General features: G+C 43.0%; 22 protein-coding genes. 5 read left to right on the plus strand and 17 right to left on the minus strand.

Annotation, left to right across the window (positions count from 1 at the left end; genetic code table 11):
- Window position 1 precedes the first annotated feature (1 nt).
- From BC643_RS03635 to BC643_RS03690, 12 genes are all read right to left on the minus strand, one after another.
- A complete protein-coding gene (locus BC643_RS03635; protein ID WP_170154443.1) occupies window positions 2–1051 on the minus strand; it encodes an ABC transporter substrate-binding protein in 1050 nt (349 codons plus the stop codon).
- Between the two features lie 64 nt (window positions 1052–1115).
- The gene (locus tag BC643_RS03640; RefSeq protein WP_147377126.1) at window positions 1116–1895 is read right to left on the minus strand and encodes a hypothetical protein; all 780 of its coding nucleotides are present in this window, start codon (window positions 1893–1895) and stop codon (window positions 1116–1118) included.
- Between the two features lie 23 nt (window positions 1896–1918).
- Window positions 1919–3226: a hypothetical protein gene (locus BC643_RS03645; RefSeq protein ID WP_147377127.1), complete on the minus strand. Its 1308-nt coding sequence runs from the start codon at window positions 3224–3226 to the stop codon at window positions 1919–1921.
- A 56-nt stretch (window positions 3227–3282) separates the two neighbouring features.
- A complete protein-coding gene (locus tag BC643_RS03650) occupies window positions 3283–4059 on the minus strand; it encodes an ABC transporter ATP-binding protein (RefSeq protein ID WP_120271808.1) in 777 nt (258 codons plus the stop codon).
- Between the two features lie 6 nt (window positions 4060–4065).
- Window positions 4066–5079, minus strand: coding sequence for a FecCD family ABC transporter permease (locus tag BC643_RS03655; RefSeq protein ID WP_120271809.1), 1014 nt, complete (start codon window positions 5077–5079; stop codon window positions 4066–4068).
- Between the two features lie 169 nt (window positions 5080–5248).
- Window positions 5249–5665, minus strand: a complete 417-nt coding sequence (locus BC643_RS23575) for a TOBE domain-containing protein (protein WP_120271810.1) — start codon at window positions 5663–5665, stop codon at window positions 5249–5251.
- Between the two features lie 39 nt (window positions 5666–5704).
- Complete coding sequence (locus BC643_RS03665) at window positions 5705–6730, minus strand: ABC transporter substrate-binding protein (protein WP_120271811.1); 1026 nt, start codon at window positions 6728–6730, stop codon at window positions 5705–5707.
- Complete coding sequence (locus BC643_RS03670) at window positions 6711–7937, minus strand: ABC transporter substrate-binding protein (protein ID WP_120271812.1); 1227 nt, start codon at window positions 7935–7937, stop codon at window positions 6711–6713. The genes BC643_RS03665 and BC643_RS03670 overlap by 20 nt, the downstream gene beginning before the upstream one ends.
- A 1-nt stretch (window position 7938) precedes the next feature.
- Window positions 7939–10164, minus strand: a complete 2226-nt coding sequence (locus BC643_RS03675; protein ID WP_170154444.1) for a TonB-dependent receptor plug domain-containing protein — start codon at window positions 10162–10164, stop codon at window positions 7939–7941.
- Window positions 10165–10254: 90 nt separating this feature from the next.
- Window positions 10255–10950 carry a hypothetical protein gene (locus BC643_RS03680; RefSeq protein ID WP_147377128.1) on the minus strand — a complete coding sequence of 232 codons (696 nt, stop codon included), beginning with the start codon at window positions 10948–10950 and terminating at the stop codon, window positions 10255–10257.
- 548 nt (window positions 10951–11498) lie between these two features.
- Window positions 11499–12473, minus strand: a complete 975-nt coding sequence (locus BC643_RS03685; RefSeq protein WP_120271815.1) for an NAD(P)H-quinone oxidoreductase — start codon at window positions 12471–12473, stop codon at window positions 11499–11501.
- 11 nt (window positions 12474–12484) lie between these two features.
- The gene (locus BC643_RS03690; RefSeq protein WP_120271816.1) at window positions 12485–13042 is read right to left on the minus strand and encodes a hypothetical protein; all 558 of its coding nucleotides are present in this window, start codon (window positions 13040–13042) and stop codon (window positions 12485–12487) included.
- Window positions 13043–13169: 127 nt separating this feature from the next.
- Here BC643_RS03690 and BC643_RS03695 point away from each other — a divergent pair, with 127 nt between their 5' ends.
- Window positions 13170–14066, plus strand: coding sequence for a LysR family transcriptional regulator (locus BC643_RS03695; protein WP_170154445.1), 897 nt, complete (start codon window positions 13170–13172; stop codon window positions 14064–14066).
- A 165-nt stretch (window positions 14067–14231) separates the two neighbouring features.
- Here the strand turns inward: BC643_RS03695 and BC643_RS03700 are convergent, their stop codons facing one another.
- Window positions 14232–14438, minus strand: a complete 207-nt coding sequence (locus tag BC643_RS03700) for a (4Fe-4S)-binding protein (protein WP_120271818.1) — start codon at window positions 14436–14438, stop codon at window positions 14232–14234.
- 344 nt (window positions 14439–14782) lie between these two features.
- Here BC643_RS03700 and BC643_RS03705 point away from each other — a divergent pair, with 344 nt between their 5' ends.
- Complete coding sequence (locus BC643_RS03705) at window positions 14783–18268, plus strand: sensor histidine kinase (protein WP_120271819.1); 3486 nt, start codon at window positions 14783–14785, stop codon at window positions 18266–18268.
- Between the two features lie 453 nt (window positions 18269–18721).
- Here BC643_RS03705 and BC643_RS03710 read toward each other — a convergent pair whose 3' ends face one another.
- The 4 genes from BC643_RS03710 to BC643_RS23660 form a co-directional block, all read right to left on the minus strand.
- Window positions 18722–19984 (minus strand): O-acetylhomoserine aminocarboxypropyltransferase/cysteine synthase family protein, encoded by a 1263-nt coding sequence (locus BC643_RS03710; RefSeq protein WP_120271820.1) that lies wholly within the window; start codon window positions 19982–19984, stop codon window positions 18722–18724.
- Between the two features lie 85 nt (window positions 19985–20069).
- A complete protein-coding gene (locus BC643_RS03715) occupies window positions 20070–20357 on the minus strand; it encodes a hypothetical protein (RefSeq protein ID WP_120274132.1) in 288 nt (95 codons plus the stop codon).
- Between the two features lie 212 nt (window positions 20358–20569).
- Window positions 20570–21448, minus strand: a complete 879-nt coding sequence (locus tag BC643_RS03720) for an AraC family transcriptional regulator (protein ID WP_120271821.1) — start codon at window positions 21446–21448, stop codon at window positions 20570–20572.
- Between the two features lie 51 nt (window positions 21449–21499).
- On the minus strand, window positions 21500–21634 hold the full coding sequence (locus BC643_RS23660; RefSeq protein WP_120271822.1) for an Arm DNA-binding domain-containing protein: 135 nt from the start codon (window positions 21632–21634) through the stop codon (window positions 21500–21502).
- A gap of 297 nt (window positions 21635–21931) precedes the next feature.
- On the opposite strand from BC643_RS23660, the gene BC643_RS03730 reads away from it, so the two are divergent.
- The 3 genes from BC643_RS03730 to BC643_RS03740 all read left to right on the plus strand — a co-directional run bounded on the left by BC643_RS03730 (window position 21932) and on the right by BC643_RS03740 (window position 24423).
- The gene (locus BC643_RS03730) at window positions 21932–23074 is read left to right on the plus strand and encodes a site-specific integrase (RefSeq protein WP_120271823.1); all 1143 of its coding nucleotides are present in this window, start codon (window positions 21932–21934) and stop codon (window positions 23072–23074) included.
- 14 nt (window positions 23075–23088) lie between these two features.
- Window positions 23089–23955, plus strand: a complete 867-nt coding sequence (locus tag BC643_RS03735; protein ID WP_120271824.1) for a hypothetical protein — start codon at window positions 23089–23091, stop codon at window positions 23953–23955.
- Between the two features lie 186 nt (window positions 23956–24141).
- Window positions 24142–24423, plus strand: a complete 282-nt coding sequence (locus tag BC643_RS03740; protein ID WP_211337974.1) for a helix-turn-helix domain-containing protein — start codon at window positions 24142–24144, stop codon at window positions 24421–24423.
- Window positions 24424–24784 lie beyond the last annotated feature (361 nt).

A 24784-nucleotide genomic window follows, 5' to 3' on the forward strand; every position in this document is an offset into this window, starting at 1 on the left:
CTCAGTTTCCTTTCAATAGGTGTGTCAACTGCTGTTTACTTAGTTCGACATGATAAAAAAGTTGGAAGTACTCCAAGAGCGCCTGATCAACATCGAAATCCAGCTGTTCCGGATAAAGCACCCGGGCCGTCCACAAAACACCTGCAATGCAGTTAGAACTGGGCGGACGGTCGAACCAGCCAAACGGAAGGGCGGGAATTTGGTAGAGCTGACTTTGATTTACAGCACTTATCCCACTCCAAAGCGGATTAGTCCGGATGTGAGTCATTGTATTCGAGTCAGTAGATTTCTTACCGCCCATTGTCATGCCGGCAGGCATACCGGACCATACCAAAATAACATCAGGATTCCAGTTCATGACCTGTTCCATCGATACCGGTGTCATTCCATGCATACCGCCCAGCTGAATGTCGGCCACATTCGTCGCTCCCAAATAATCGATCACCTGACTATGAAAGGAATTGGATGGTTCCGTATTCAGGCCTTTCATGCCTTCGGCATAGTAAACCCGTGGTTTTTTATCCTCGGGTATTTTGCTGAATTTACGATTCAACGAAACTATGTAGTCATCTAAAAACTGTAAAATGGGCGAAGCCTTTTCCTCGCGGTGCAGCAGTTCACCCAAAAACTGAAATGTCCGTGGATAATCGTTGAGCCGGAAATTGATCATCAGTACCGGTATTTTCAGGCGTTCCTGTAATTCATCGGGATCATCGCTGCCCGTCATATTCCCCAGGATAATGACGTCAGGCTTTTGCTTCAGTATTTCCTCATCCGAGTTCCGCGAATAAACCTTGCCGCTCATGTAAGCAGGCGAAATATATTGCTTAGCAAGCTCTCCCACCGGGAAGGTATAGTTGCACAACAAATCCGGATCAAGAGCAAACACAATCAGCGAAGCAAAACGATCGGTAAAAACGCTCTCCACATTTTCCGGAACTTCAACAGCACGTCCCTGCATATCCGTTACTATACGACTGCCAGCAGCCTGCACCTGTAGTGCAGAACAAAACAGCAATAGTGCCCAAAGCAGTTGACTTAATCTATTCATGATATCTTTCATTTCTGATTTCTTGTTTAATTTGATTTTAAAATGGAGCGATTCGCTTCGACTACTATTCGGGCATGGACCAGACATACAGATCGTGCAGGCGCACACTCCGATCGCTCTGTTCCCCGTCGTTCACACCGGTTCCCAGCTCGCTAATAGCCGGTGTAAACTTCAATTGTACATTTTCAGCATTGAGCTCAACAATGAATATCTCGCCCTCCAGGCAATCGATAGGCTGATAGTCGCCAACGCGCACAAACGAATCGTCACCATCGGCTTTCTTCCAAAGCGATATGCCGCCAACATATTCAGTATCGCCGCCGTAGGAAACGCTGAACGCGACCTTGCTGATGGAAGGTAATTCAGACAAGATGAACTGAGCATCGGAATTATGGCCACCACACTCGTAAAAGATTTCGCTTTGCAGTGCCACATAACCCAGGCTCACTTCGGAATCGGCTGTAGAACTGCCAGCTTTATTGCCGCAAACGGGATTCACCGCATAATCCATCAAGGTGTAACTAACACTAAAACCGTTGTATTCATAGACAACCGGTACTCCGGGCTGGTACATAATTACGGAAGTAATCATCAGGTCGGTCTCACAATTGTTAAACTGCTGGTTGATGTAGCCATCTCGATCCCAATTCTGAAAATTCTCGTGAAAAGCCAGCGTACCATCGACCGGATAATTGTCTAGGTTAAGCGACACCTCTGAGTCCTCACTATCCGCCTCGGCGACTTCATCTCTGAAGCGGTAGTTGCTTTCTTTCTCGCAAGCGGGAAAGAAAGCGAACATACCAGCCAGAGCGATTATGAAACGTAAAAAGATTTTACTATTCATGTTAAACGGATTTCGATGTGACCTTATTCGCTCCAAATGCGAACGCCATACAATTTTGGGGTAGTTGAATAAGCGCCGTCTCCCTGGTAAGTGGTGAATTTAAACGACACATTCTCCTGGTTGACATAGAAACGGAAGTACTTACCGATACCTGCATAGCGTGTCACCGTTATATCCTGAAATAACTCGTAATCGCCACCTTCAACCGACTTCCATACCAGGTAACGACCACTCATCCCTGTTACAGCCATCCAGAATTCGAGCAGAGAAACTGAAGGAAGAGATGAAATGGTTACGGAGGCATCAATCTCAGTATTAGCATAGCTATCTTTATTGATCGGCAGTTCGATATAGCCGGTGGTCAGCTGGTAAACCAGCGTTGTATCACCATGGTGGTTGTAGCAATCCGGATTTACCGCTCCATCGTGTATGGTATAGGTAACCGGCACCCCTGAGATGTAGGTAATCGTCGTGTCGTACTCGACAGTTCCGGTAGAGGCCAGCGGTACATATTGGGTTCCGGTTTTGTTGTTTTCAACACCCGGTACCGGTAGCTCATAGCCTTGCAGCGCCCAGCTTCCGAAGAACTCGTTTACATACAACTGCGCATCATCCGAAACGCCCGATGTCCAAATCTTCAGGTCATGCATCCTGATGGCTCCATTATCGGCATCTTCCGATACAAACTTCAGTGATACGTTGCTTTCGTCAATTGCAACCGAATAAAATTCACCTGTCTCAATACTCTCAGGCATGTAGATACCCACCAGTTCGTAGCTGCCGCCATCGACCGATTTGTACAAAGACAGGCCGGTTCCTGCTTCATCCAGGACAGTAAGTGAAAACTGGACAACCGATGCGGTTTTGATGTCCTGCAGTTCTACCGTAGGTGTAACCTCCCCGCTGCGGGTAGCTATGGCTGGGAATAGCACAAATCCACCGGTAATAGCATCGCCGTCTTCTGTTGTTCCCGAACCATCGAAACAAGTTGTGCTTACCGCAACATCGGTATAATCAATCAACACAGTATCATTATTCACCCCATTGTAATAAATCTCCTCCCAGCTGATCGCTTCTGTTACTGCAAGCATATCAGCAGCGTCACAGCCATCGGACTCTTCAGAAAAGCCAACCTGCAAGGTCGACTTCGAGGGCCACTCGCCAGACGACTGGAAATCTTTATCTACTTTCAACGCGGCGCCAACAGGCACCTCTGCATGGGTTAGATCCTTCTCTTCTTCGGTGTTGTTGTTATCATCCTGACAAGCCACAAGACTCACAGTTAAAGCAATAAGCGACAAAAAGGTAATCCGTAAATTTTTGTTTTTCATGTTGTTTTCTTTTTGGTTTTTTATTTGTTTTTGTACCGGCGAATCCATCTAATCCGTCACAACGCCACACAGACCCGGCGAACCAGGCCATCTTTGGTGCGGGCCTCAACCAATTCGATATCGGTACTGTATATTTCTGAGATCATTTGAGAATTTAATACCTGGATCGGGTTCCCCGCTTTTCGGACTTTACCGTTTCGCAGCAGCACAACCTGATCGGCATAATTCAATGCCTGCTCCGGATTATGGGTATTTATAATGACCCCGTAACCTTCGTCCCTAAGACAGGACGCCATTTTCATCACGGTTAGTTGATTCCCCAAATCCAAATTCGACGTTGGTTCATCCATTGTGATGTATTGGGGCTGTTGCGCAAGAGCGCGGGCAATGAGTACTAATTGTTGCTCTCCGCCACTCAAACTTGCGAACTGCCGGTGACGCAGACGTTCAATCTGCAGCTGTTGCAGTGCCTTTAGTGCAATGATTTTATTTTTTTTTCCTGGAACATGCCAAAAGCTTTCCGTGGCCGAATACTGCCCCATCAATACCACTTCGAAAACGGTGAAGGGAAATGGCGTACCATGCGCTTGAGGCACATAGCTCATTAATCTTGACAACGATTTGGGTGAATAGCTTTTTAAGGGTTTACCTTCCAGATAAATATCGCCTTTCAACGGAGGGAGCATTCCCAACAATGTTTTAAAAAGTGTTGTTTTCCCTGTTCCGTTTTTCCCCAACAAACAAGTCATTTTTCCTGCCTCTATCTGGAGGTTCACATCCTCCAGAACTAGCTTTTGCCCATAGCCGCACGACAAATTGGTTAGTTGAATCATAATCGTCTATTTTTTGCTGGTTTTTAAAAGAATAAAAATGAAGAAGGGAGCTCCGATAAGCGAAGTGGTAATTCCCAACGGAATTTCCATGCTCGTTACCGTCCTCGAAAAATCGTCGACCAACATCAGGAAGGCTCCACCCGAAAAGAAAGATGCCGGCAACAGGTAGCTGTTTTTCGGACCAATAAGCATCCGTGAAATATGGGGAACCAACAACCCGATCCAACCGATAATACCACTCAGGCACACTGCAGCGGCAGTCATCAATGTTGCCACCACAATTACCAGAAAACGCAGATATTCCACATGAACTCCCATCGAACGAGCTTCGTCATCGCCAAATGAAAGCAGATCGAGTTTCCAGCCCGAAATTGTTAGTATAAAACCTCCGCACAATGCGACCACCGCCAGAAATTTTAGTTCGCTCAGCTCAATTCCGGCCAGTCCACCCATCAGCCAATACACAATAGAGGGCAATGTGTCATAGGGATCAGCAATGTATTTCAACAAGGAAACCAAGGCTGTAAAAATGGCCCCCACAACCATCCCTGACAGGATTAATGTTAGGTACTTATTATGACCGCGTCCGGTAGAAAGACTGATGAGGTAGACAATAACGATTGCCCCTACTCCGCTCAAGAATGAAAAAGTTTGCACCCAAAAAGAACTCAATGCCATTAAAATGGCCAATGCTGCGCCAAAGCCTGCTGCCGACGAAACACCGAGAATCGAAGGCGAAACCATGGGATTCCGAAACAGCCCCTGGTAAGCAGCGCCGGTTAACGAGAGAGTTCCGCCAATTAAAAAGGCTGCCAGAATCCGGGGCAGGCGAATATGGAGGATAATGGTGGCTGCCTGGGGCGAAACAACAGCATCGGGATCGAAAAACGAGCGAAGAAGCTGCGCAAAATCGTTCCAGGCCAGCGGAAAGCGACCGAGAAACAAGGAAGTCACCGCCACTGCCAGGCAAAACAGCGGTAAAAGAATAAAAGTGTATAGTTTTCTGCTTTTTGAGCTCATTATAAATCTTGATTACTTTCGAATGTTCCGTTATCTTTTATTAGAATATCGATAGACATAGGTATCTCATGCCGAGCACTAAAAATTGTCGGCGAATCGCTAAAATTCGTTTTAAACAGAGTAGCGCACTCTCTGTGCAACTACCCTGTAAAATCAACTAACTAACTTTCTAATCTATGCCAATAATTACTGATGAAGCTTTTATGATCGCAGAGGCTTCCTGTCCCACCTTTAGTTCCAGTATTTCGACCGAAGCTTTGGTAATAACAGAAGTAACAAAGCAGGCATTTCCCAAATCAATGGTCACCTGCGTATTTACTGCCCCATCTTTAATTTCACTGATTTTTCCTGTCAGCACATTGCGGGCGCTGATTTTCACTTCGCCAACGCCAATCATCACGTTCGATGCTTTGACAAAGGCCGTTACTTCAGAACCAACTGTTACGCCCAGACTTTTTACGGCATCGTTGGTGATAATCGCGGCTATTTTCGAACTCCCAAAGTCAATGTCAACTTCAGAATTAACCACTCCTTCTGCAATAGCAGAGACTTTTCCTTTCAATTGATTTCTTGTACTAATTTTCATGTTTATCGTTTTTATATAATAAAGACTCTGATTAAGAATTTACATCATCTCTGTCAGTTCGGTGTCCTTCAGGTCGTATTGATAGAAGAGGCGATAGAATAACTTAATATCTGCTTTGGCCTGTTCTGGCGAATAGTCGTAAAACAGTTCGCTCAACCAGATCAGCCCGCAAATCCGATTCACTGTAGGCGGATGGTCGAACCAACCATACGGTTCGCCGGGCACCACATAAACTTTTTTTGTTTGAACCGCCTTGATGGATTTCCAGGCGGGGTTGCTAAGGATACGCTCGGCCGGATTGCTGTCGCCCTTAAAAGCAGTAGCAAAAATGTAGTCCGGATTCCAGGCGATAATCTGCTCGAGATTCACCTGCGCATGCCCACCTGATGGCAACGGGATTTTCGCGGCAATCGGAACCGCCAGGTAGTCGAGTACTTCGGTATGTCGCGAGCCACTTGGGTCAGTCATCAAACCATCGGCACCTAATGTATAGTAGACGGAAACATCCGAAAGCGACTTCCTGCCCTTCAACTCATTCACTTGTTGATACACCCGCTGCAGGTAGCTGATGAGCGGCTCGCAGGCAGCGTCAGCCTGAAGCAGTTCGGCTAAAAAGCGGTAGGTTTCGTCCAGCTTATCCAGGCTGAGGTCAACAACTACCACCGGAATTCCCGCTTTGCTCTGCAGCTTGTCAAATTTCTCCAGGGGATCTTCCGGCAAAAACGCGCCGGCAATAATCAGATCAGGCTGAAAGCTCAATACATTCTCCAGATTTTTAATATCTACGGTCGGCAACTGCTTGTACTCCTCCGACAAATAAGGCAGGAACCTGGTTCCGGAAATCATTCCCTTGGCCAGCAATTTCGATCCGGCACATGGGAAAACTAAAATCGATGTTTTAGCATCATAAGGAACCAATCGCTTCGGACTTGCCGGGACATCAACTTTGCGTCCGGCCATATCAGTTAGCTTCGTTGGGAAAACAAACAGCGGCAGAACCAATAGTACAAGCAGGATCACTATTTTCAGTTTTCTGAAGCAAATTTTAGAGGTCATTGTTTTCATGATTTCTTTTCGTTGAAATGGTTTCTGGTGTATATTCAGAATAAGCAACTTCGCTGAGATATTCCTTTAAATATGGTAGAGGAGCATTCTTGACCGTGTCCCAGCCAATCCAACGGATCTTCTTATCTCCTGCCAGTACCGACGACTGAGCCGCGTGTAGCGATCCTGATCTCTCCAGGATATTTCCAATCTTAGGTGAGTAAAAATGCTGGGCCAACTTTTCAGCATCAGAACCGGCACCTTGTTTTAACAGAAAGAAATAAGCTACAACCGGATTGCCGTCGATTGGGTTAATCTGCTGAACTTCATCACGCACATCACTGCGTATAAAACACTTGGCAAAGTTGTGCATCAGGTTAATAGGAGCTGTCTCTGGCAGCGCTGTTGCCAAATTTTTTACCATCCCTGAAAAATGTTGTTTGCTTTTAACGTTCGCTGCGAATTGACGGATTCCATCTTCGCCATGCTGGTGGTACAAATAGAACATCATCACAAAGCCAAAATGATCGCGTACATTCTTTCCCATCTGCGAGATCATTCCGCGGTACTCCGGGTTAAGCAAATCCGACCACGACCGGGGAAGAGCTAAATTCGGTTTCAACGCCGGATCGTAAACCATGACAAACTCCTCCGCTCCAAAAGTGTGGTACTGTCGTTTGTCATCCACCAATCCCGCTTTCCGGAACATTGCGTTAAAGGGTGCCCGGATCTGCGAAGTAAAATAACCCGGCTTAATCCATGAATCAGTAAACTGTTGGGTATTTAGCGAGCTAAAGCCTTTGCCAATCAATATATCCGGCAAATCATCAATCGATTGACAGAGTGCAAGGTAATTTTGAAATTCCTTCTTTTTGTATTTCGGAAAAATATTCAGGTTCAGACCTATTCCCTGCGATTTAGCAAAGGCGCAAAGCTCGTCTACGAAAGCTTGTTGCCAGGTAAAACTCACATAACCTGCTATATTTACCTGCCCGCTTTTCACCAGATTTCTGCGCATCTGCGCATAGTTGCACGGATACTGCAACGCTCGTTTCACCGTCCTTGTTAAACCAAGGGTCAGTGATTCCAAAGGCAGTTCATATTGCTCGGCAAAACTACCGACTGAAATATTTTCGTCAATCAGCTTACGGAAGGGCCAAAGAAACTCCAGGCATTCCGGATGTTGCTCCAGTAATTGTTTTAGATCTGTATCCGATTGTACCAACATATCAGTTCAAATTAAAAGTGACGTAAAAGCGAAAGTTCCTCCCTTCGGCCGGTAAGTACGACTGAAAGGTTTCGTAATCCTTGTTTGTCAGGTTGTTCACGACCAGTCGAAGTGACGGATTACAAGGCAAGGCCCCAAAGCTAAACCCGAGTGACAAATCTGTTACGACGTAGGCCGGCGTGGCATAACCGTCATCGGGCAGGCGCCTTTGCTCACTGTAGTAAACGGCAGCCAGCAATCCATGTGACGAAATATTCGGACTCAACTGGTAGTGGTAATGCAGCTCCGATTTCAGGTTGAAAGGCGGCACAAAGTCAAGTGGCTCTCCTTCTCCGAAATAATCTCCCCCATCTGAAACATCGGTTCCGTTCAGATATGACGCGCCGGCGGAGAACACCAGTTCATCTTCTTCCTGCAAAAGCTGTTGCACCGGTACTGTCAGCATCAATTCTCCACCCCACAGGCGGGCTTTCCCAACATTGGTATATTGAAAATTGGTTCCCGGTTGCCCCTTCACATCGTCCATGGTAATCATGTCTTTCATCAACCACAAAAAAGGGCTGAGATCCAACTCTATTTTACCAATTGTTTGCTGGTAATCCATATCGATGCTGTGGCAATATTCCGGCTTCAATTCGGTGTTTCCGTATAAAATACCCCGCGCCGTATAGTTATCGGCAAACAGCTCTGTTGTTTCGGGCATACGAAACGAGCGGGCCAGGTTCAGCTTAATGTGACTTTGCTCAGAAAGCCGAGTTTGTCCACCAATTGATGCCGAAACAGCATGAATATGACTCTCGCCTTCCTTATCCTGCTTCAAACTGTACACTTCACCTTCCTGCACATGGTCGTAGTCGAAACGCAGGCCGCCTGCCAGTGAAGTTCCAAAACCGGGCCGGAAGATGGTTTCACCAAAAGCTCCGGCCACAATCGAGCGCGCATTGATGCTCACCCGATTTCGAAACGAAAGGTTCTGAATGTAGTCGTTACTCTCGGTTGGCGACGAAATGTGAAAGCTGTAATAGGAAGTTCCCGTATTCAGCGTCCACTTTTCGCCAATCCGGTGCTGAAGCGTCCAGCTGGCACCGTAATAATAATCGGTGTAGTCGGTAACTTCCTGGAAAGACAAAAGATGGCCAGCAGCCGTGAAGTAACGTTTTTCAAGTTCCCGCTTTTCATGACTGAAATAAGCCGACACCACCGACTTCCAGTTTGGATTGGCTTGAAAAGTCCAGTTCATTGAAATGTTTCGCGTATCCTCAATATTGGTTGTTGCCAGTAAATATTCGGTCCCGCTGAAGCCTTTGGGTTTTCCCCAAGGCCCGCCCCAATGCAGGTCGACCAGCACGTCCAGTCGGCTTTTTGCTGACATTTTCCAGGCCGTTTTCGCCAGGAAGTCTTTATCCTCGTAAAAACTGTTTTCAATCGTCGTTCCGTCCGGGTAATGGCCGCTTCCAGCTTTGCGATAGCGTAGGTTAATTCCGCCCGCCAACTTTTCGTTCCCCTCACTGACCGAAGCCAGCAGGATGCGTTCATCGTTGTTGGTTCCGTAGCCAGCTGTCAGTTTCCCGTTCATCCCGTCTGTATCAAAAGGGAATGCATCAATTAGATTGACGATTCCGGCGATGGCACCGGAACCATACCGCACTGAAGCCGCTCCTTTCTCCACTTCAACGCGATCCAAATCGTACACATTGATGGTGTGGGACATAAAGCCTGCCGGGTAACTACTAAAGCGACGGTTGCCGTTGCGCAACACCAGGAGCCGTTTGCCTGATAAACCCCGGAGAATAAGTGGAACCTGGTAACCCGAGCGCTGCGTGAAACCTGCTTTGGCACCCAGTAAATCAGTCACGTGCAGCGGCATCCGTTCTTCCACCTCGGCTTTATCAACCGATAAAACAGCCGCATTGCTTTTAGCCCGCAGACTTTGACTTTGCAACACCATTATATCCCCCAGTTGATAAACACGAGGTGCCAATTCAATCTTTAAATCGTCACCAGGGCGTGCCAATTCAATATCGCGACTTTCAAAATTGCTTGCCGATACAGAAATCGCCAAAGGAAAAGCATACGCATCGACCGGAAAACAAAATTCTCCCTGCTCGTTGCATAGCAACTGTTTGCCTTGCGGCAATAGCAGGCTTGCAAAAGCAATGGGTTCCCCCGAAAGTGAAATCACCTTTCCGCTGATAACCTTTGCCGATAGTGTTTGACTAAGCATCATAAATAGAAAAATTAAGTGACACAAGTAATGATTCATGGACCGGAATTCTGGTAAATAATTGTCTGCCGTGCGGCGGATTGACTGGACAGCCTATTCGGAAATAACCTGCCAGCGAACAACGGTTTTTTGCTTGTCAGCCCCGCTTCCCTGGAAAGCATGTACCATAAATTTGACGTAACCTCCCTCACCAGTCTTCACCAGGTAAACCGGTTGAACTTCTTCCTCGGTCAAGCCATCAGGTATCACCAAGACATTGCTGCGGAAACTCCGGCCAATAACACATTGGTCGATAGCTGCAAAAAGCAGAGCCCGGTCATAGTATCCATCTTCGTTAATGCATGCAGCGTAATCCACGGTTGGCTCCGAAACAACCGACAACTGCATTTCCGGCGTTATTTCAGTCAGTGAATCGAAATATTCCAGTCCCGCTCCGATTTGAACAGCCTTCACATCCGAGTTCAACAACATGGCAGGGCAACCTTCCGACGCCAAATCACCATTATCATCTGTGTAATAAGACTTTACAGTGTAAAATTTAATATCATACGTGTAGTCGTCGGTTTCTTCCAGGTACTTGTAATCAAAATCCGTTTCTTCCAATGCTGTCTCGTCGTTTACGAAGTCCATTCCAGCCCCCCAGACATTCACATTTGGGTTCCGTTCAAGGGAATACTCCTTAACCGGGTAGTCACCCGAAACAATACTTTTCAACTGATCATCTTCACTACACGATACAGCAACCAAGCAGCTAAACGCCATTAAGCAATAAAAATTCATCCTTTTCATTATAGTCAAATTTTGGTTTTTCGATATTCATTAAAAAGATAACGTCGTTATTCACAAAACAGATAACGTGCCGAAAGATGATCTAAAGCTTAACCATCGGAAATGCAATACGATAGCAAAAACACAAGCAATACATAACTACAATTTTGTAGGACATTCAAGGTTAAAAACAACAAAATTGTGGGAAAATGGAAGTATTTGGCAAAACAATCGACAGCTTTTATTATTGTTTGTGTAAGGCAATGTTGACATTATTAGTTCTCGTTCACTCCAATATCCCTCCTATGGACAATTCTATTCCGTCGCTCCAAAATCCCTTTAATGTAACGACATGACATTCTAAGTCATGAGCTGAGCACGAATTCTCGATATCATAAACAAATTTCTCTGGGGGCGCAACAAAACTAAAAACGGTATAAAATTGGTAATTTGCTCACCCATTTTATACCGTTTACTTTTTTGATTCCACCTAATGTATCATCAATATCCTGTCCTCAAGATCACACCTGAAAACAAGCACAAACCGGATTAGGTTAATCTTAGTCGGATTACACCTCCCAATCCAGAATTATTTTGCCAATGTGCTTGCTTTGCTCCATGCATTGATGTGCCTGGACAACGTCGGTGTACGAATACGCTTTGTATACAATCGGTTTAAATTTCCCGTTTTCGATTAGTGGCCAGACATACTTCAGTACTTCTTCGGCCAAACGTTTCTTGTACTCGTACTCCCTTCCCCGCAAGGTACTTCCTGAAATACTTAGCCGCTTCACCATCATCTGCCAAATATCAAGCGAAACATCTTTCCCTGATTCAGCATTAATATAAACCAACCGGCCATCTTCGTTCAATACATGGAGGTTCTTTTCAAAATAAGGTCCTCCGATCATATCCAGGATAACATCAACGCCGCTGTTTTTCAATACCTCTTCAAAATCCTGCGTTTTATAATTAATGCACAGGTCGGCACCTAAATCGGAACAATATTGTGCTTTTTCGTCTGTACCCACTGTTGTGATAACCCGCGAGCCAAATGCGTGCGCCAATTGAATTGCGGTTACACCAATACCACTGCTTCCACCATGAACCAGTAAAGACTCTCCAGGCTGAAAACTTCCGCGCTCAAAAATGTTCGACCAAACTGTAAAAACTGTTTCAGGCAAACTGGCGGCTTCAATAAAATCCAATTTGGCGGGAATTGGCAGGCATTGTCCTTCTTTTACCGCAACAAATTGAGCATAACCACCGCCTCCCAGCAAAGCACACACGCGATCTCCCTCTTTCCATTGGGTAACGTCGGGACCACAAACTACCACGACACCAGCAACTTCCAAGCCCGGAATTTCATTGGGTGTATTTGTTGGAGCAGCGTATTTCCCCTGTCGTTGGAGAACATCGCTCCGGTTAACGCCTGAAGCTTTCACCTCGATTAAAACTTCATTCCCTACTGGAATTGGCTGAGGTATTTCTGTTAGTTGTAAAACTTCAGCACTTCCGAATTCAGTGATGGTAACAGCTTTCATAATCTCATTTTTTAGAAAGGTAAATTGTATTTGCCATACAGCGCTTTATTCTCAATACTTTTTGCAAACAGAGGTGTTTCTTCGTGGTTGTGTGCATCGGAGGCATCTTGTCTTGCTTTGGCAGCCTGGGCTAAAGTAATCCCGTTTTTACGGATGAACTCCATAAACTCGGGAGTTGCTGTTGCATGGATCGAGTTCGTATATTTCGACGTTTGATCATCAATTCGTTCCGCTTTGAGTTCCCATAGAACCTGAACTCTGGACCGACCGCTGGCAGTTACCGTATCCGAGATCGAAAGCATCCGGCAATAGTCGGGGCGGGCTTCGTCAAAAACATAGTGTTGTACCACCAATGCGGTTCCTACAAATTCAACATTGATCGACATTGGTGTGCCTTCGTAGTTAGCCGTAATCCCGGCTGCAATGTGATTAACCGAACAACGTTGATATTCGGCGTCCGGCAGGTGAAGCAGCCAGTCCGCAATATCAACTTTTTCAATTGGGGCATTGATCACTGTAGAAACGATTGATTCGGATAATGCGTTTTCGGGTGTTTGTAAAATTTCCATCTTTTCGTGTTTTAAAATTAACTGAAACAAAGTTCGATGATCTTTCTTAATCGTGGAAATGGTATTTTTAGATCATATCAATCGAAAATTTCGATATAGAATAATTATCTTTAGAAAAATTAGAAGAATGGAACTTCGTCAACTCAAATACTTTGTCCGTGCAGCTGAGCTTTTAAACTTCACCCAGGCTGCTGATGATTTGTACATCACCCAAAGCACCCTTTCACACCAAATAAAAGAATTGGAAACCTCGTTGGACATTCTCCTTTTTGACCGGATCGGGAAACGGGTAAGATTAACGGAAGCGGGAGAAACGATGCTCGGTTACGCCCGCAAAACCATTCGCCAGGCCGAGGAAGGCAGGCAGGTATTAATGGATTTGAATAATCTACAAACCGGCAAGTTAACGATTGGGGCAACTTACGGGCTAACCGAACTACTGATCCAATCCATTACCGCATTTAACCAGGAATTTCCCGGGGTCCAGGTCCGGATTGAATTCGGCTCGACCTCCGATTTACTGCAAAAGATCCGGGCCTTTGAAATCGACTGCATGCTTTCGTTCCTGCCTTCTTCCCCAAACCTGGCAGACCTTGTAATAAGCCAGCTGTTTACTGCTCATCTTTCGCTTATTCTCCATCAGTCGCATGCCTGGGCTAAACTCAAAAAAGTAAGCTTGCAAAAGCTGTCCGAACTGCCTTTGGTTTTGCCGTCGCCCAGTTACAGTATCCGGAATTTCCTGGATGGGATACTCCTGAAGAAAGGAATCGAATTAAATGCCAAAATTGAAATCAACGATATTCACAGCCTGCTGGAACTTACGAATACAAAAAATTGGAATACCATCCTGATGAATAGTTCCCTGTTCGATTTTGCAGAACTAACCGCTGTTCCCATCGAAGGCAAAAACATGATTCGTGAAGCAACAATCACGGTCTCTTCTGAAATCTACCAAAAGAAAGCCCTTTTGGCTTTCCAGGATATCATTCTGAAAAAGAGCTTGGCCTATCGACAGCAGAACTGAACCAACAATCTTTACATTGAATCCACCCTTTGGGGACAATATTCCTCGCACAAGAATTTTGAAAATGGAAATCAGGCAATTTCAAAGTTTCTTAAATCGGGGAATCCGCCTCATCCGCTTCCACTGAAGAATCCTATTCCCCTAATCGATTCAAATTATGCCGAATTATTTTTTGATACTTAGGGCGCCCGACGGGCATTTGGCAACCTGATCGATGAGTTCCTGTGAACTGGCATTCTCAATTTTAATCCAGGGGCGTTCGATCGGGTTGTAAACTTTCGGGAGGTTTTTGACACAAACGCCCGAGTGAATGCATTTCCAGGGTTGCCAAACTATGGTGATTTCGCCGTTGCTGTATTCTTTTGTTTCCATTGCAGTTCGTGTTTGTAGAGTAGACAAAGCTTGAAGGTAAAAAGTTTAGATGAGAGCATCTGATTAAGTCGGGTTCCCTCACTACGCGAGAATTGGATCTATTCCCAATATCCTCAGAAAGACAAAGAAAAATTAAGGCCAAAATCGACACTTTTAAAAATCAAGCGCAATAAAAGATGAAAAAATCCGATTTAAAAGCATATTCTACCGACACAACCTGATTTTTTACAGACCAAACGCCACCTTAACAATTTAATTGCTATCTTCTCCATATCCAAAATCCAAAAATCACAGTATACTGCGTTGCCCCCGTATATCATTTTCAGAATAAAAAATAGGACCGAATGAATATTCCTTCTCATTATCTAAATAAATCCAAAGAAGATCTACTCACTGAATTAGAGAGTCTTTTAAATGAAAAAGAACAGGCACTAAAGGAGTTAAAAATAATTCACCAAATAAGCGCGTTGATTGAAAACCCGGAGTATTCCTTTAATGAAATAATTAGTCAAGCGATTACAATTATTCATGATAATTGGCTCCTATCGCGCCTGCAAAGCGTGAAAGTTATAATAGGTGATCAGGAATACACCAGCCCTAACTTCGAAGTTACTCCATGGAAATTGACTGAAGTTATCAGCGCCGAATACAACGAAATCGGAGATCTTCAATTATTTTGCAGCGAAGAACCTTCTCTTATCGGTACTGACACCTTACAACACAGCAAAGAATTACTACACTTAATAGCTGTAAAATTAGGGGAAGCAGCGGCAAAGAATTCGCTGCAGAAGAAGTTTAACATCACTTTCCACCAAAGTCCTGTTGCTGTTTGCATTTTGGACATTGATGCAGGTTTTCAATTTTTGGATGCCAACGAAACTCTAATCGAAGAGTCGGGATACAAACGAGAAGAACTGATCAACAAGAAACTTTCGGACTTAGGGATTTTAAAAAATCCTGATGTTATTGACGATCTTAAGGAATCCTTTCACTCTAAAGAATTGATTCAGGGATATCCTATTCAGATTAATTCGATAGAGAACGAGATCAAATATCTGATAATGAATGCCCGGAAACTGAGCATTAATTCGCAAAACATAGCCGTCGCTTCTTTCATTGATATCACTGAAATCTTATCTCTCAAAGCTTCTGAAAAAGCGAGCAACGAGTTTAACCGCCTTCTGATCGATTCGATACCACTAGGCCTGGAAATCGTCAACCAGGACGGGAAAATCCTGTTCGCAAACAAAGTACTAAAAAACATGTTTGGTGAAGATCTTGTCGGTAAAACGTGTTGGTATTCTTACCGCAACAACAGCCAGCCATGCGATACCTGTCCGGTAAAAAAAACAATTCAAATTGGAGAGACTTTTTCCTCTGAAACCAATGAGCTTATCGGAAATAGAACTCTTCAAGTTAACCACACTGGATTCCGGTACAAAGGGAAACCGGCTTTGTTAAAAATCTTTATTGATATCACGGAACGTAGAAAAACCGAACAGGAACTCAGGGATGCTAATGAAAAGCTGCACGTAATATTTGATAACGTTGATGATGCCTACCTTCAAACTGATAACAATGCGACCATAACCTATGTGAACCCGGCAGCTCCGGCCATGTTTGGCTATTCTTCAGTCCAGGAGATGATGGGACTACAAGCGGATCTACTTTATGGAAAACCGTCCGACGCTCTGGATGTAAGAAATATAATGGCTCAAGGTGAGCATATCCACGATGAAACTTACCTGGCCAAGCGTAAAGATGGCTCCGTTTTCTGGGTCTCGATGAACGCTCGGTATATTTATGATGAAAACGGGAATATCAAAGGAAGGCAGGGATTTATTCGTGACATCTCTCAACGACAGGAATTTGAACAACAATTGATTGAAGCCAAAGAAACGGCAGAGCGAAACGAACAAAAACTACGAGAAGCGCAGGAGCTTGCTAAAATTGGAAGTTGGGACTGGGATAAACAAACTAATACCATAAATTGGTCACCGGAACTATATCATCTTTTAAAGCTAAACCCGAACCTCCCACCTCCAGGAATATATCAATCAGAAAGCATTTACACTCCGGATAGCCTGGAAAAGCTATCCGCTGCATTCCAGGAATGTCTTGCCACTGAAAAACCCTATGCAATTACACTGGAAATGGTAAAAGCGGACGGAAAACACTTTTTCGTAAAAACACAAGGACGTATTGTTAAAAGCGAAACAGGAGAAGTGATCGGTCTTCAAGGGACCGTGCAAGACATCGATAGACGAAGACGATTGGAAATTGAATTAACCAAAGCGAAGAATAAAGCTGAAGCTAATGAAAAAAAATTGGAAGAGGCCCAGGACATCGCCCGCATCGGGAGTTGGGAATGGTCGCTTACAACCAATACAACACAATGGTCACCGGCATTATTTCACCTTCTGGGAATGGAGCCGAACTCCTCTCTACCAACCTATGATGAATCTTTTGCTTTTATTTCCCCTGAATCCAGGACTAAAGTTGAAAAAGCGGTCTCGGAGTGCTTACAAAACGGCGAGCCATTCATTCTGGAATTTGAGATGATTCGAGCCGATGGTAGCTTTTTGACCATGTTATCCAGAGGGCGCCCAACGTTTGATGCGACCGGAGTCGTTATTGGTCTACAGGGAACGGTGCAGGATATTACCGCACAGAAAGCATTGGAATCCGATTTAATTCGGGCGAAGGATATCGCTGAAGCAAATGCAAAGGAACTTAACGAAGCACAGAAACTGGCAGGAATCGGAAGTTGGCAATGGATTGCGGGAACAGACACTGTCACTTGGTCCGAAAGCTTTTTCACTTTAGTCGGATTGGATCCCAGCCTTCCGGCTCCATCTTATGCAGAATTACCTAAATTCCACACAGAGGAAAGTTTTAGCCGTTTAAACGTCGTTGTTGAACATTCCATGAAAACAGGCGAACCGTTCGAACTGGAACTCGAAATGATAAAAAAAGACAGAAGTACCACACTCGTCTGGTCAAAAGGCAATGCCTTAAGAGATGAAAATGGTCGGATCATCGGACTATATGGAACTGTATTGGACATCAACGCCCAGAAGAAACTGGAAGCCGATTTAATTAAAGCTAAAGAAAAAGCAGAAGAAAGTAACCGGTTAAAAACAGCCTTTTTACTAAATATGTCGCATGAAATCCGGACTCCGATGAACGGTATCCTTGGATTTATGGGTCTACTGGATGAACCCGATCTTGATGCAGAAACTCGTTCTGAATTCATTAGCATCATTAATCAGAGTGGTGAACGACTAATGACGACTATCAATGACCTTTTGGAAATCTCAAAAATTGAAATTGGCGATTTAAACCTGCATTTTGCAGAAGTCGATCTTCGAGAAGTAATGAAATTTAAATACGATTTTTTCAAAATTCAAACAGCCAACAAAGGAATACATTTAAAGCTGGGACAACAAATTACCGGGGAAAGTGCCCAAATTATCTCCGACCGAAATAAATTGGGAGGTATAATGATAAACCTGATCCGGAATGCCTTCAAGTTCACAGACAACGGAGAAATTGAGTTCGGCAACTATCTTAAAGATGACAAACTTTGGTTCTATGTCACCGATACTGGAATTGGTATACCTCAGGATAAAATAGATGTGATTTTCGATCGTTTCGTGCAGGCGGACCTTGGTCTGAGCAGGGAATACGAAGGTTCCGGAATTGGGCTGTCAATTGCCAAAGCATACGTAGAAGCGCTAGGAGGTGAAATTGAAGTGAAATCAGAAGTAGATAAAGGAAGTACCTTTTCCTTTTGGATTCCCTATTCTCCTGTGTCCAAACCTTTGTGAAGATTTGAACGGATCAAAATAAACGTTTTACAAACAGCTGCAAAGTTTGTAAGAGGCTGCGATAAGTTGAGGCAATGAAACAACGCTAAGCATAAATTCCTCATGACTATTTTTCATTTTAAAGCAAAATACCCAGAATATTTCCAGGTATTTTGCTTGTTTAGAATTTGATATTGATGAAACGCAGAAAGCTTACTGGACAAAAATATTAGTTCATTTTCCGAAAAACGGCTACACTACTTATACTAAAATCGGCAGAACTTTATCGTTAATAACGATGACACTTTCATTTCATCTTTAAGCTATGCTCCTCTAACTTTGAAATCAATAGCGCCCCCGAGTTACTGTTTTTGATTCCTAATTTTTATCAATTTTGCAGATCTCAGTTTCGACATCAAGTTTCAGCATCTTCCCTCCAAGGCCCTTGATCCTAAAAAATCGTTTTTATGTGACCTAAACTTGAGTCAAGGCATTTCGAATATCTGCAAGAATATCATCGATATGTTCCAGACCGACAGAAATACGCACCAAAGCCTCGCTGATACCTGCGTCCTTAAGTTGTTCTGCACTTAGTTGACGATGCGTTGTCGAAGCCGGGTGTAAAACGGAAGTTCTGATATCGGCAACATGCACTTCAATGGATGCAAGTTTCAAAGCATTTATGAATGTCATAGCATTTTGTTTACCACCTTTCAGTTCAAAAGAAATAACGCCACTATTTCCTTTGAGATATCTTCGGGATAAATCGTAGTATTTATCGGTAGATAAACCTGGGTAAGTTACAGACAATATCTTGTCTGAAGCATTCAAAAATTCTGCCACCTTCATCGCGTTATAACAGTAGCGCTCCATTCTTATAGAAAGCGTTTCTAAGCCCAGATTGAGTAAAAAAGCGGAATGTGCAGCCGGATATACACCATAGTCTCTCATTAATTGCATTCTGGCTTTGATAATATAGGCGCTTGCCCCATATATTTCGGTATAAGAAACGCCGTGATATGATTCATCAGGTTCGGTCATTTCCGGAAAATTACCATTCGTCCAATCAAACTTTCCGCTATCTACGATAACGCCACCAATTTGGACGGCATGTCCATCCATGTACTTAGAAGTCGAATGGACAACTATGTCAGCTCCAAACTTAATCGGCTTACATAAAACAGGAGTTGCAAATGTGTTGTCAATTACCAATGGTACGTTATGGCTATGCGCCACTTTGGCGAATTTTTCGATATCCAAAACGGTTAGTGACGGATTGGAAAGCGATTCACCAAATACTGCCTTTGTATTGGATTTAAAAGCTTTGTGCAAAGTGGCCTCATCAGCATCAACATCTACGAATATACATTCTATGCCCTGTTTCTTTAAGGTAGTCGAAAAAAGGTTTGTTGCACCGCCATATATTTGAATCGGGCTAATCAAACTATCGCCCGCTTTACATAGATTTAGAATTGCAATAAGTAGTGCCGCCTGACCGGATGATGTGCACATTGCAGCAATACCACCTTCCAACTCCGCAATTTTACGTTCAACGGCCATCACTGTTGGATTGGCAAAACGGGAATAGATGATACTCTTTGTAGGATCATCAAAAACTTCACCTACTTCTTCAATACTGTCATAAACATAGGTGGTACTTTGCACTATTGGTGTAACTCGGGGTTCACTGTTTTGGGGCGAATAGCCTGCGTGGAGGCATAGTGTTTCATCTTTCATGTTAAATTATATGAATGATTTGTTTTTTTATTTTACAATCGGAATATGGCTTGCGTGGTAAAAGGCAGCCTTTTTTTGTCGACTATTAAGCAACGGCGTAGATCTTAATATTGAGATTGTTCTTGATGACGGATTTTAACGCAACTACTACCTCATCGTTGAAAAGATTACTCAATAAATACTCCTGCGCATTTTCAATAGTATTAAAGCTATGCAAAACCTGAATGTCTTCAACATGCACTAGCAATTCCTTTGTCAGCGCTCCTTCGATGGATTGAAGGAATGGAGTTTTGTACCGACTGTAAACGTCGACAACCTGCGCTCTATCCGCATCAGTTATCTTTAATGTAATTTCTAAATATGCCTTTGCCATAACGTTTGTGATTATTGTTTCAGCAAAGGTCTTGCTAATACCATTCATGAAAAATGGCTACATAAGAAAAAAAATGGTAGATTTGGGAATCCCCCCAACAAGTGACAATAATCCTATCGGTATACAAATACTGAGTATTCGATCCGCATTGTATTCAACGTTCTCCCAATGTAGCCCTATCCCCCAGACTAAATTGGCTCTATTTTACCACCTCAGGAAACAGCTTTTCGAAAATCCCTTGGAGCTATTTGGGTATTTCGCTTAAAGAATTTGACAAAATTAGAAGCATCAGAAAATCCTAACTGGTAAGCAATTTCACTTACATTCTTATCAGAATATGTTAAAAGTCGTTTTGCTTCTAAGGTGATACGTTCATTAATGATCTCTAGAGGTGTTTGTTGTAAATTCTCACGTGTACAATTAGTCAGGGTTTTTGCGGAAACGTTTAGCAGAGCTGCATATTCAAAGACAGTATGTATTTCAAAGAAGCTTTCTTCCAGCAGCTTTTGAAATCGTACCAATAAAATGTGAGAAGGGTTATTCATCGAAAGTTCTCCACTCTTTTCTCTAACGCCCAGACGTTGTGTGAGAATAAGAAACAAATGGAGAAGTACTTTCATGTATTCTCTATGCCCAAACTGGTTTGGATTTTTCACCTCCTCCTGCATCTGTAATACGATATTTAGTAATATGTCCCGGTCTTTCTCTTTTATCTTAAATAGGGGTTCTTTTTCAAAGGAGTGAAAGATATTATGCTTCATAAACACTTCCGTAAAGGTCTCACTATAATCAATAAACGAAGCGTTAAAATGAATGATGAAGCCATCCGGATAATTCTCATCAAAATGGTGAATTTGCCCCTTCGAAATAAAAAACAAGGAATTAGCCTTCACTTTGTATGTTTCAAAATCAACACGATGCTGCCCCATTCCGTCTTTAAACCATATGATTTGATAATAGCTATGCACATGTGGTTTCTGAGTATGTGCTGCGTTTTCAATCAAAAACTCCTTTAACGGATAGACTTCGAACTGTAGTTTTTCAGGCTCGTTTTTATGTAAGTGATACTTTTGGATAGGTGTTTCAGGCATACTTTTCTATAAAATCTGTTTCCCACAAATATTCGTTTGAAATCCCAATACTTACTCCTTTTTTAAGGATACTCCCAAGCTCTGATACCTTCTCTTACCATCTTTGGAGACCTGAATCATTAGCGGATTTTCCCCGTTAGCAAGGGTTTTAGACTTGTAAAGGACTACAGAAATAGATGCTTTCATGATGTAACTGGTTTACATCTCGGCTTAGAAAATCGCCTAAAAGCACCCCTTTAAAACAAAAATAGGAGTAAGAATAAAATTCTAACTCCTTTATTAATAGTACCCCGGACGGGTACACTACCATTGAAAAATACCAATTTAAATATTAGGCATAATACTGACTGACAATAATATAAGTTAATATTTAGTTTCTGTTTTTTCATCAAATTTCATTTATTTTCCAATTTTTTGTATCCTATTTGTATCCCGACATAATTGTTTTGTATCTTTGAGAAAAGAACGGAAACCAGTTATTAAATGGGAGCTAAACCAGACCAACCAAAGCACACACTAAACTATACGCCCGGCCCTGGAATGAACATTAGGCTCCGGGGAAAGAAGCTAGCCAATGGCAAGATATCACTTTACCTTGATTATTACAAAGGTTATTCCCGGAATAAGGAAGGCAAACTTCTCACCAAAAGATACACCGAGTACCTAAAAATATACCTCCTGAGCTCTCCCAAGAGTCAGGAAGATCGCAGGATCAACAAGGAGAACCTCGATCTTGCTCAAAAAATAAGGACAAAAAGGGAAAGCGACCTCAACCACAACTCGGAAGGGTTTATTTCACCACAAAAGAAAAAGGTAAATTTCCTGGACTTCTGCGAGCAGTATAAGAAAACCTATACCAAAGGTGATCCCCGCATGATACACTCGGCTATCGAAGCCTTCAAAGGCTTCATCTCCGACGACTTTATATCAGCTTCATCTATTGATAAAAGTGTCATGGAAAAATTCAGAGACCACCTTCTTTCAAATTACAATGGAGAAACCCCCAATTCTTATTTTAAACGATTTAAAAAAGTTCTGAATGCAGCAGTTCAAGAGGGACTCCTTTCTAAATCACCAGCAGAAGGTATACGATGTGCCAAGCCGGATGGCATACCCAAAGCTATTTTGATGCCCGAGGAAATAATTAAGCTAGCAAAAACACAATGTGGAAACCCTGAAGTAAAAAGAGCATTCTTGTTTAGCTTAAATACTGGGCTGCGTTTTATAGACATCAAAGATCTGAGGTACAAACACATTCAGAATGCCCAGGTTGTAAAACCTCAAACCAAGACTGGTAAAACCGTCTATATAGATCTAAATTCTACGGCTCTGAAACTTATAGGTAAAATAGAAGCACCAGAAGCCCTGATATTTGACCTACCGAGCCTTGATAGTTGCCTGAGAACAATTAAAACCTGGACAAAGCGAGCTAGCATTGAAAAAAATATTACCTGGCATTCAGCGCGTCACAGCTTTGCAACGATACTACTAATGAATAACGCCAATATCAAAACGGTCAGCGGACTCCTTGGGCACTCGAAGCTTGACCACACACAAAAATACACCCACCTTGTCGACGAATTAAAGAAAAAGGCAGTCGACAGCCTGCCAGACATCAACTTATAAGCTTAGGAAGAAAAATGAAAGAAACCATGTCTCTCGATGAGTTTTTAGCACTTAAAAACTTATCCGCTAACCAGCTATGGGATTCCTTAGGTGAAGCCCCATCGTTCTTGCACAAATCAATCTTAAAATTAATTGAAAATAACCCGGAAAATGCAGAATCTCTAATAGAGCATGTTGTTAGGCTTATTTTTAGGCTTGATGAGATTAAAAGGATAAAATTTTTAGTTGGCTATTTGATCCTCATCAAACGATCTACCCCCATAGATGTGATACTTGCTCGCAGAATTTCAAATTATCTCGAAACCATAAGGACATTGGAAAGTGACCTGGCATTTGCACTGAGGGTAACCGAAGATCAGCTTAAAGAAAAGACATTTCATGCGTCGGAATTTTATGCTTCATCGTTTGCCAAAAGGAAGAAGCACATCATATTCCGTATGTTTATACCTAACATGACCAGGGGCCAAATCAGAGAATTGTACAATGGACTTGTTCAATTAAAATGTATTCCTGGGCCCAAAGTGACTAGCGGTAGTACGCACGATAATATGACCTACAAAAAGTTTACACAGCTTTTTTACAGGGATAGCAGAGCAATTACAGATTGGGGTTCAGGGAAGATTCCGTGGATTGCGGTATCCTCGAAAAACAACCAGCCCAACAAAAAAGCATTGTTGGATCTATTTTGTCTTCTGAGAGACATGGGCTTAGTTCAAAAAAATATTAGTGATTTGGATCTTTTCAATATACTTGAAATGAATTTTTGCCAATCCAATGGACAGGACTTGACCAAATTCACACATTCCAACAAGGGAAACTCCCTTAATCCAAAGTCAGAACTTCATCAGGACTTCTGTCGCCTCGTACAACACATCACCTAACTAGTCAAAGACCTTCATATCAGATAGCTTACAATTTATTGTAAGCTATTTTCTTGCCAATTGTTTCTTCCGACCTTGCCGATGAATTCATTTTTTAGTTCTCGTTACCACTGGTAATAGTTTTAACTAAAGAAGACCGGTCTTCTTTCATTTTAGTTTCAAATGAAAGATTTAAATTTTTTGATCATGGAGCGATTGGAAAACATCGAATCACTCCTCTTGGCACACCAAGGTACGCTGACCTTAACACAGGCGGCAGAGTTTACCGGGCTTTCAAAAAGCACCCTGTACAAACTAACCGCGTCAGCTAATATTCCGCACTACAAGTGCGGGAAGATCATCTATTTTGATCGGGAAGAGCTGGAAGCGTGGATGAAAAGAAACCCAGTAAAAATGAGTGAAGAAACTGATGCTGAAGCGTCAAAGTATGTAACGCTTAACAATGGAGGAAATAAGGCATGGAAATAGTAAAACTAACATCAAAATCGAGGAATTTAAACACATACACTTCAAGCCAGAATCTAAATTTCCTTTGTCGCCTGACAAGACTCATCTTCTTGGATGAGAACTTCAACTACGATGAAAAGATGTCTTTGATCGGATTTATCTTAGACTATCGGAAACTGCTAATTTATTACAGAGACTATGCTGAAAGTGGATCGATCGATAGCTATGAATGGCTAACATCAAAACTTGAATCCTTCTTTGATTATCTACAAGAATTTGAGGATTTAATAAGCCAATTATCTCTGGTGATTTCTACCCAGCAATTTTTGACTGAAGACGATTACATGGAAAATCATTGGGCGCTGAGGACACTCTGCTCATT

The sequence above is a fragment of the Mangrovibacterium diazotrophicum genome (assembly GCF_003610535.1).
Lineage (GTDB): Bacteria > Bacteroidota > Bacteroidia > Bacteroidales > Prolixibacteraceae > Mangrovibacterium > Mangrovibacterium diazotrophicum.

Excerpts from the sequence above, each read along its gene's own strand:
- BC643_RS03635 (WP_170154443.1), bottom strand. The coding sequence starts at position 1,051 with ATGAATAGATTAAGTCAACTGCTTTGGGCACTATTGCTGTTTTGTTCT.
- BC643_RS03640 (WP_147377126.1), bottom strand. The coding sequence starts at position 1,895 with ATGAATAGTAAAATCTTTTTACGTTTCATAATCGCTCTGGCTGGTATG.
- BC643_RS03645 (WP_147377127.1), bottom strand. The coding sequence starts at position 3,226 with ATGAAAAACAAAAATTTACGGATTACCTTTTTGTCGCTTATTGCTTTA.
- BC643_RS03650 (WP_120271808.1), bottom strand. The coding sequence starts at position 4,059 with ATGATTCAACTAACCAATTTGTCGTGCGGCTATGGGCAAAAGCTAGTT.
- BC643_RS03655 (WP_120271809.1), bottom strand. The coding sequence starts at position 5,079 with ATGAGCTCAAAAAGCAGAAAACTATACACTTTTATTCTTTTACCGCTG.
- BC643_RS23575 (WP_120271810.1), bottom strand. The coding sequence starts at position 5,665 with ATGAAAATTAGTACAAGAAATCAATTGAAAGGAAAAGTCTCTGCTATT.
- BC643_RS03665 (WP_120271811.1), bottom strand. The coding sequence starts at position 6,730 with ATGAAAACAATGACCTCTAAAATTTGCTTCAGAAAACTGAAAATAGTG.
- BC643_RS03670 (WP_120271812.1), bottom strand. The coding sequence starts at position 7,937 with ATGTTGGTACAATCGGATACAGATCTAAAACAATTACTGGAGCAACAT.
- BC643_RS03675 (WP_170154444.1), bottom strand. The coding sequence starts at position 10,164 with ATGATGCTTAGTCAAACACTATCGGCAAAGGTTATCAGCGGAAAGGTG.
- BC643_RS03680 (WP_147377128.1), bottom strand. The coding sequence starts at position 10,950 with ATGAAAAGGATGAATTTTTATTGCTTAATGGCGTTTAGCTGCTTGGTT.
- BC643_RS03685 (WP_120271815.1), bottom strand. The coding sequence starts at position 12,473 with ATGAAAGCTGTTACCATCACTGAATTCGGAAGTGCTGAAGTTTTACAA.
- BC643_RS03690 (WP_120271816.1), bottom strand. The coding sequence starts at position 13,042 with ATGGAAATTTTACAAACACCCGAAAACGCATTATCCGAATCAATCGTT.
- BC643_RS03695 (WP_170154445.1), top strand. The coding sequence starts at position 13,170 with ATGGAACTTCGTCAACTCAAATACTTTGTCCGTGCAGCTGAGCTTTTA.
- BC643_RS03700 (WP_120271818.1), bottom strand. The coding sequence starts at position 14,438 with ATGGAAACAAAAGAATACAGCAACGGCGAAATCACCATAGTTTGGCAA.
- BC643_RS03705 (WP_120271819.1), top strand. The coding sequence starts at position 14,783 with ATGAATATTCCTTCTCATTATCTAAATAAATCCAAAGAAGATCTACTC.
- BC643_RS03710 (WP_120271820.1), bottom strand. The coding sequence starts at position 19,984 with ATGAAAGATGAAACACTATGCCTCCACGCAGGCTATTCGCCCCAAAAC.
- BC643_RS03715 (WP_120274132.1), bottom strand. The coding sequence starts at position 20,357 with ATGGCAAAGGCATATTTAGAAATTACATTAAAGATAACTGATGCGGAT.
- BC643_RS03720 (WP_120271821.1), bottom strand. The coding sequence starts at position 21,448 with ATGCCTGAAACACCTATCCAAAAGTATCACTTACATAAAAACGAGCCT.
- BC643_RS23660 (WP_120271822.1), bottom strand. The coding sequence starts at position 21,634 with ATGAAAGCATCTATTTCTGTAGTCCTTTACAAGTCTAAAACCCTTGCT.
- BC643_RS03730 (WP_120271823.1), top strand. The coding sequence starts at position 21,932 with ATGGGAGCTAAACCAGACCAACCAAAGCACACACTAAACTATACGCCC.
- BC643_RS03735 (WP_120271824.1), top strand. The coding sequence starts at position 23,089 with ATGAAAGAAACCATGTCTCTCGATGAGTTTTTAGCACTTAAAAACTTA.
- BC643_RS03740 (WP_211337974.1), top strand. The coding sequence starts at position 24,142 with ATGGAGCGATTGGAAAACATCGAATCACTCCTCTTGGCACACCAAGGT.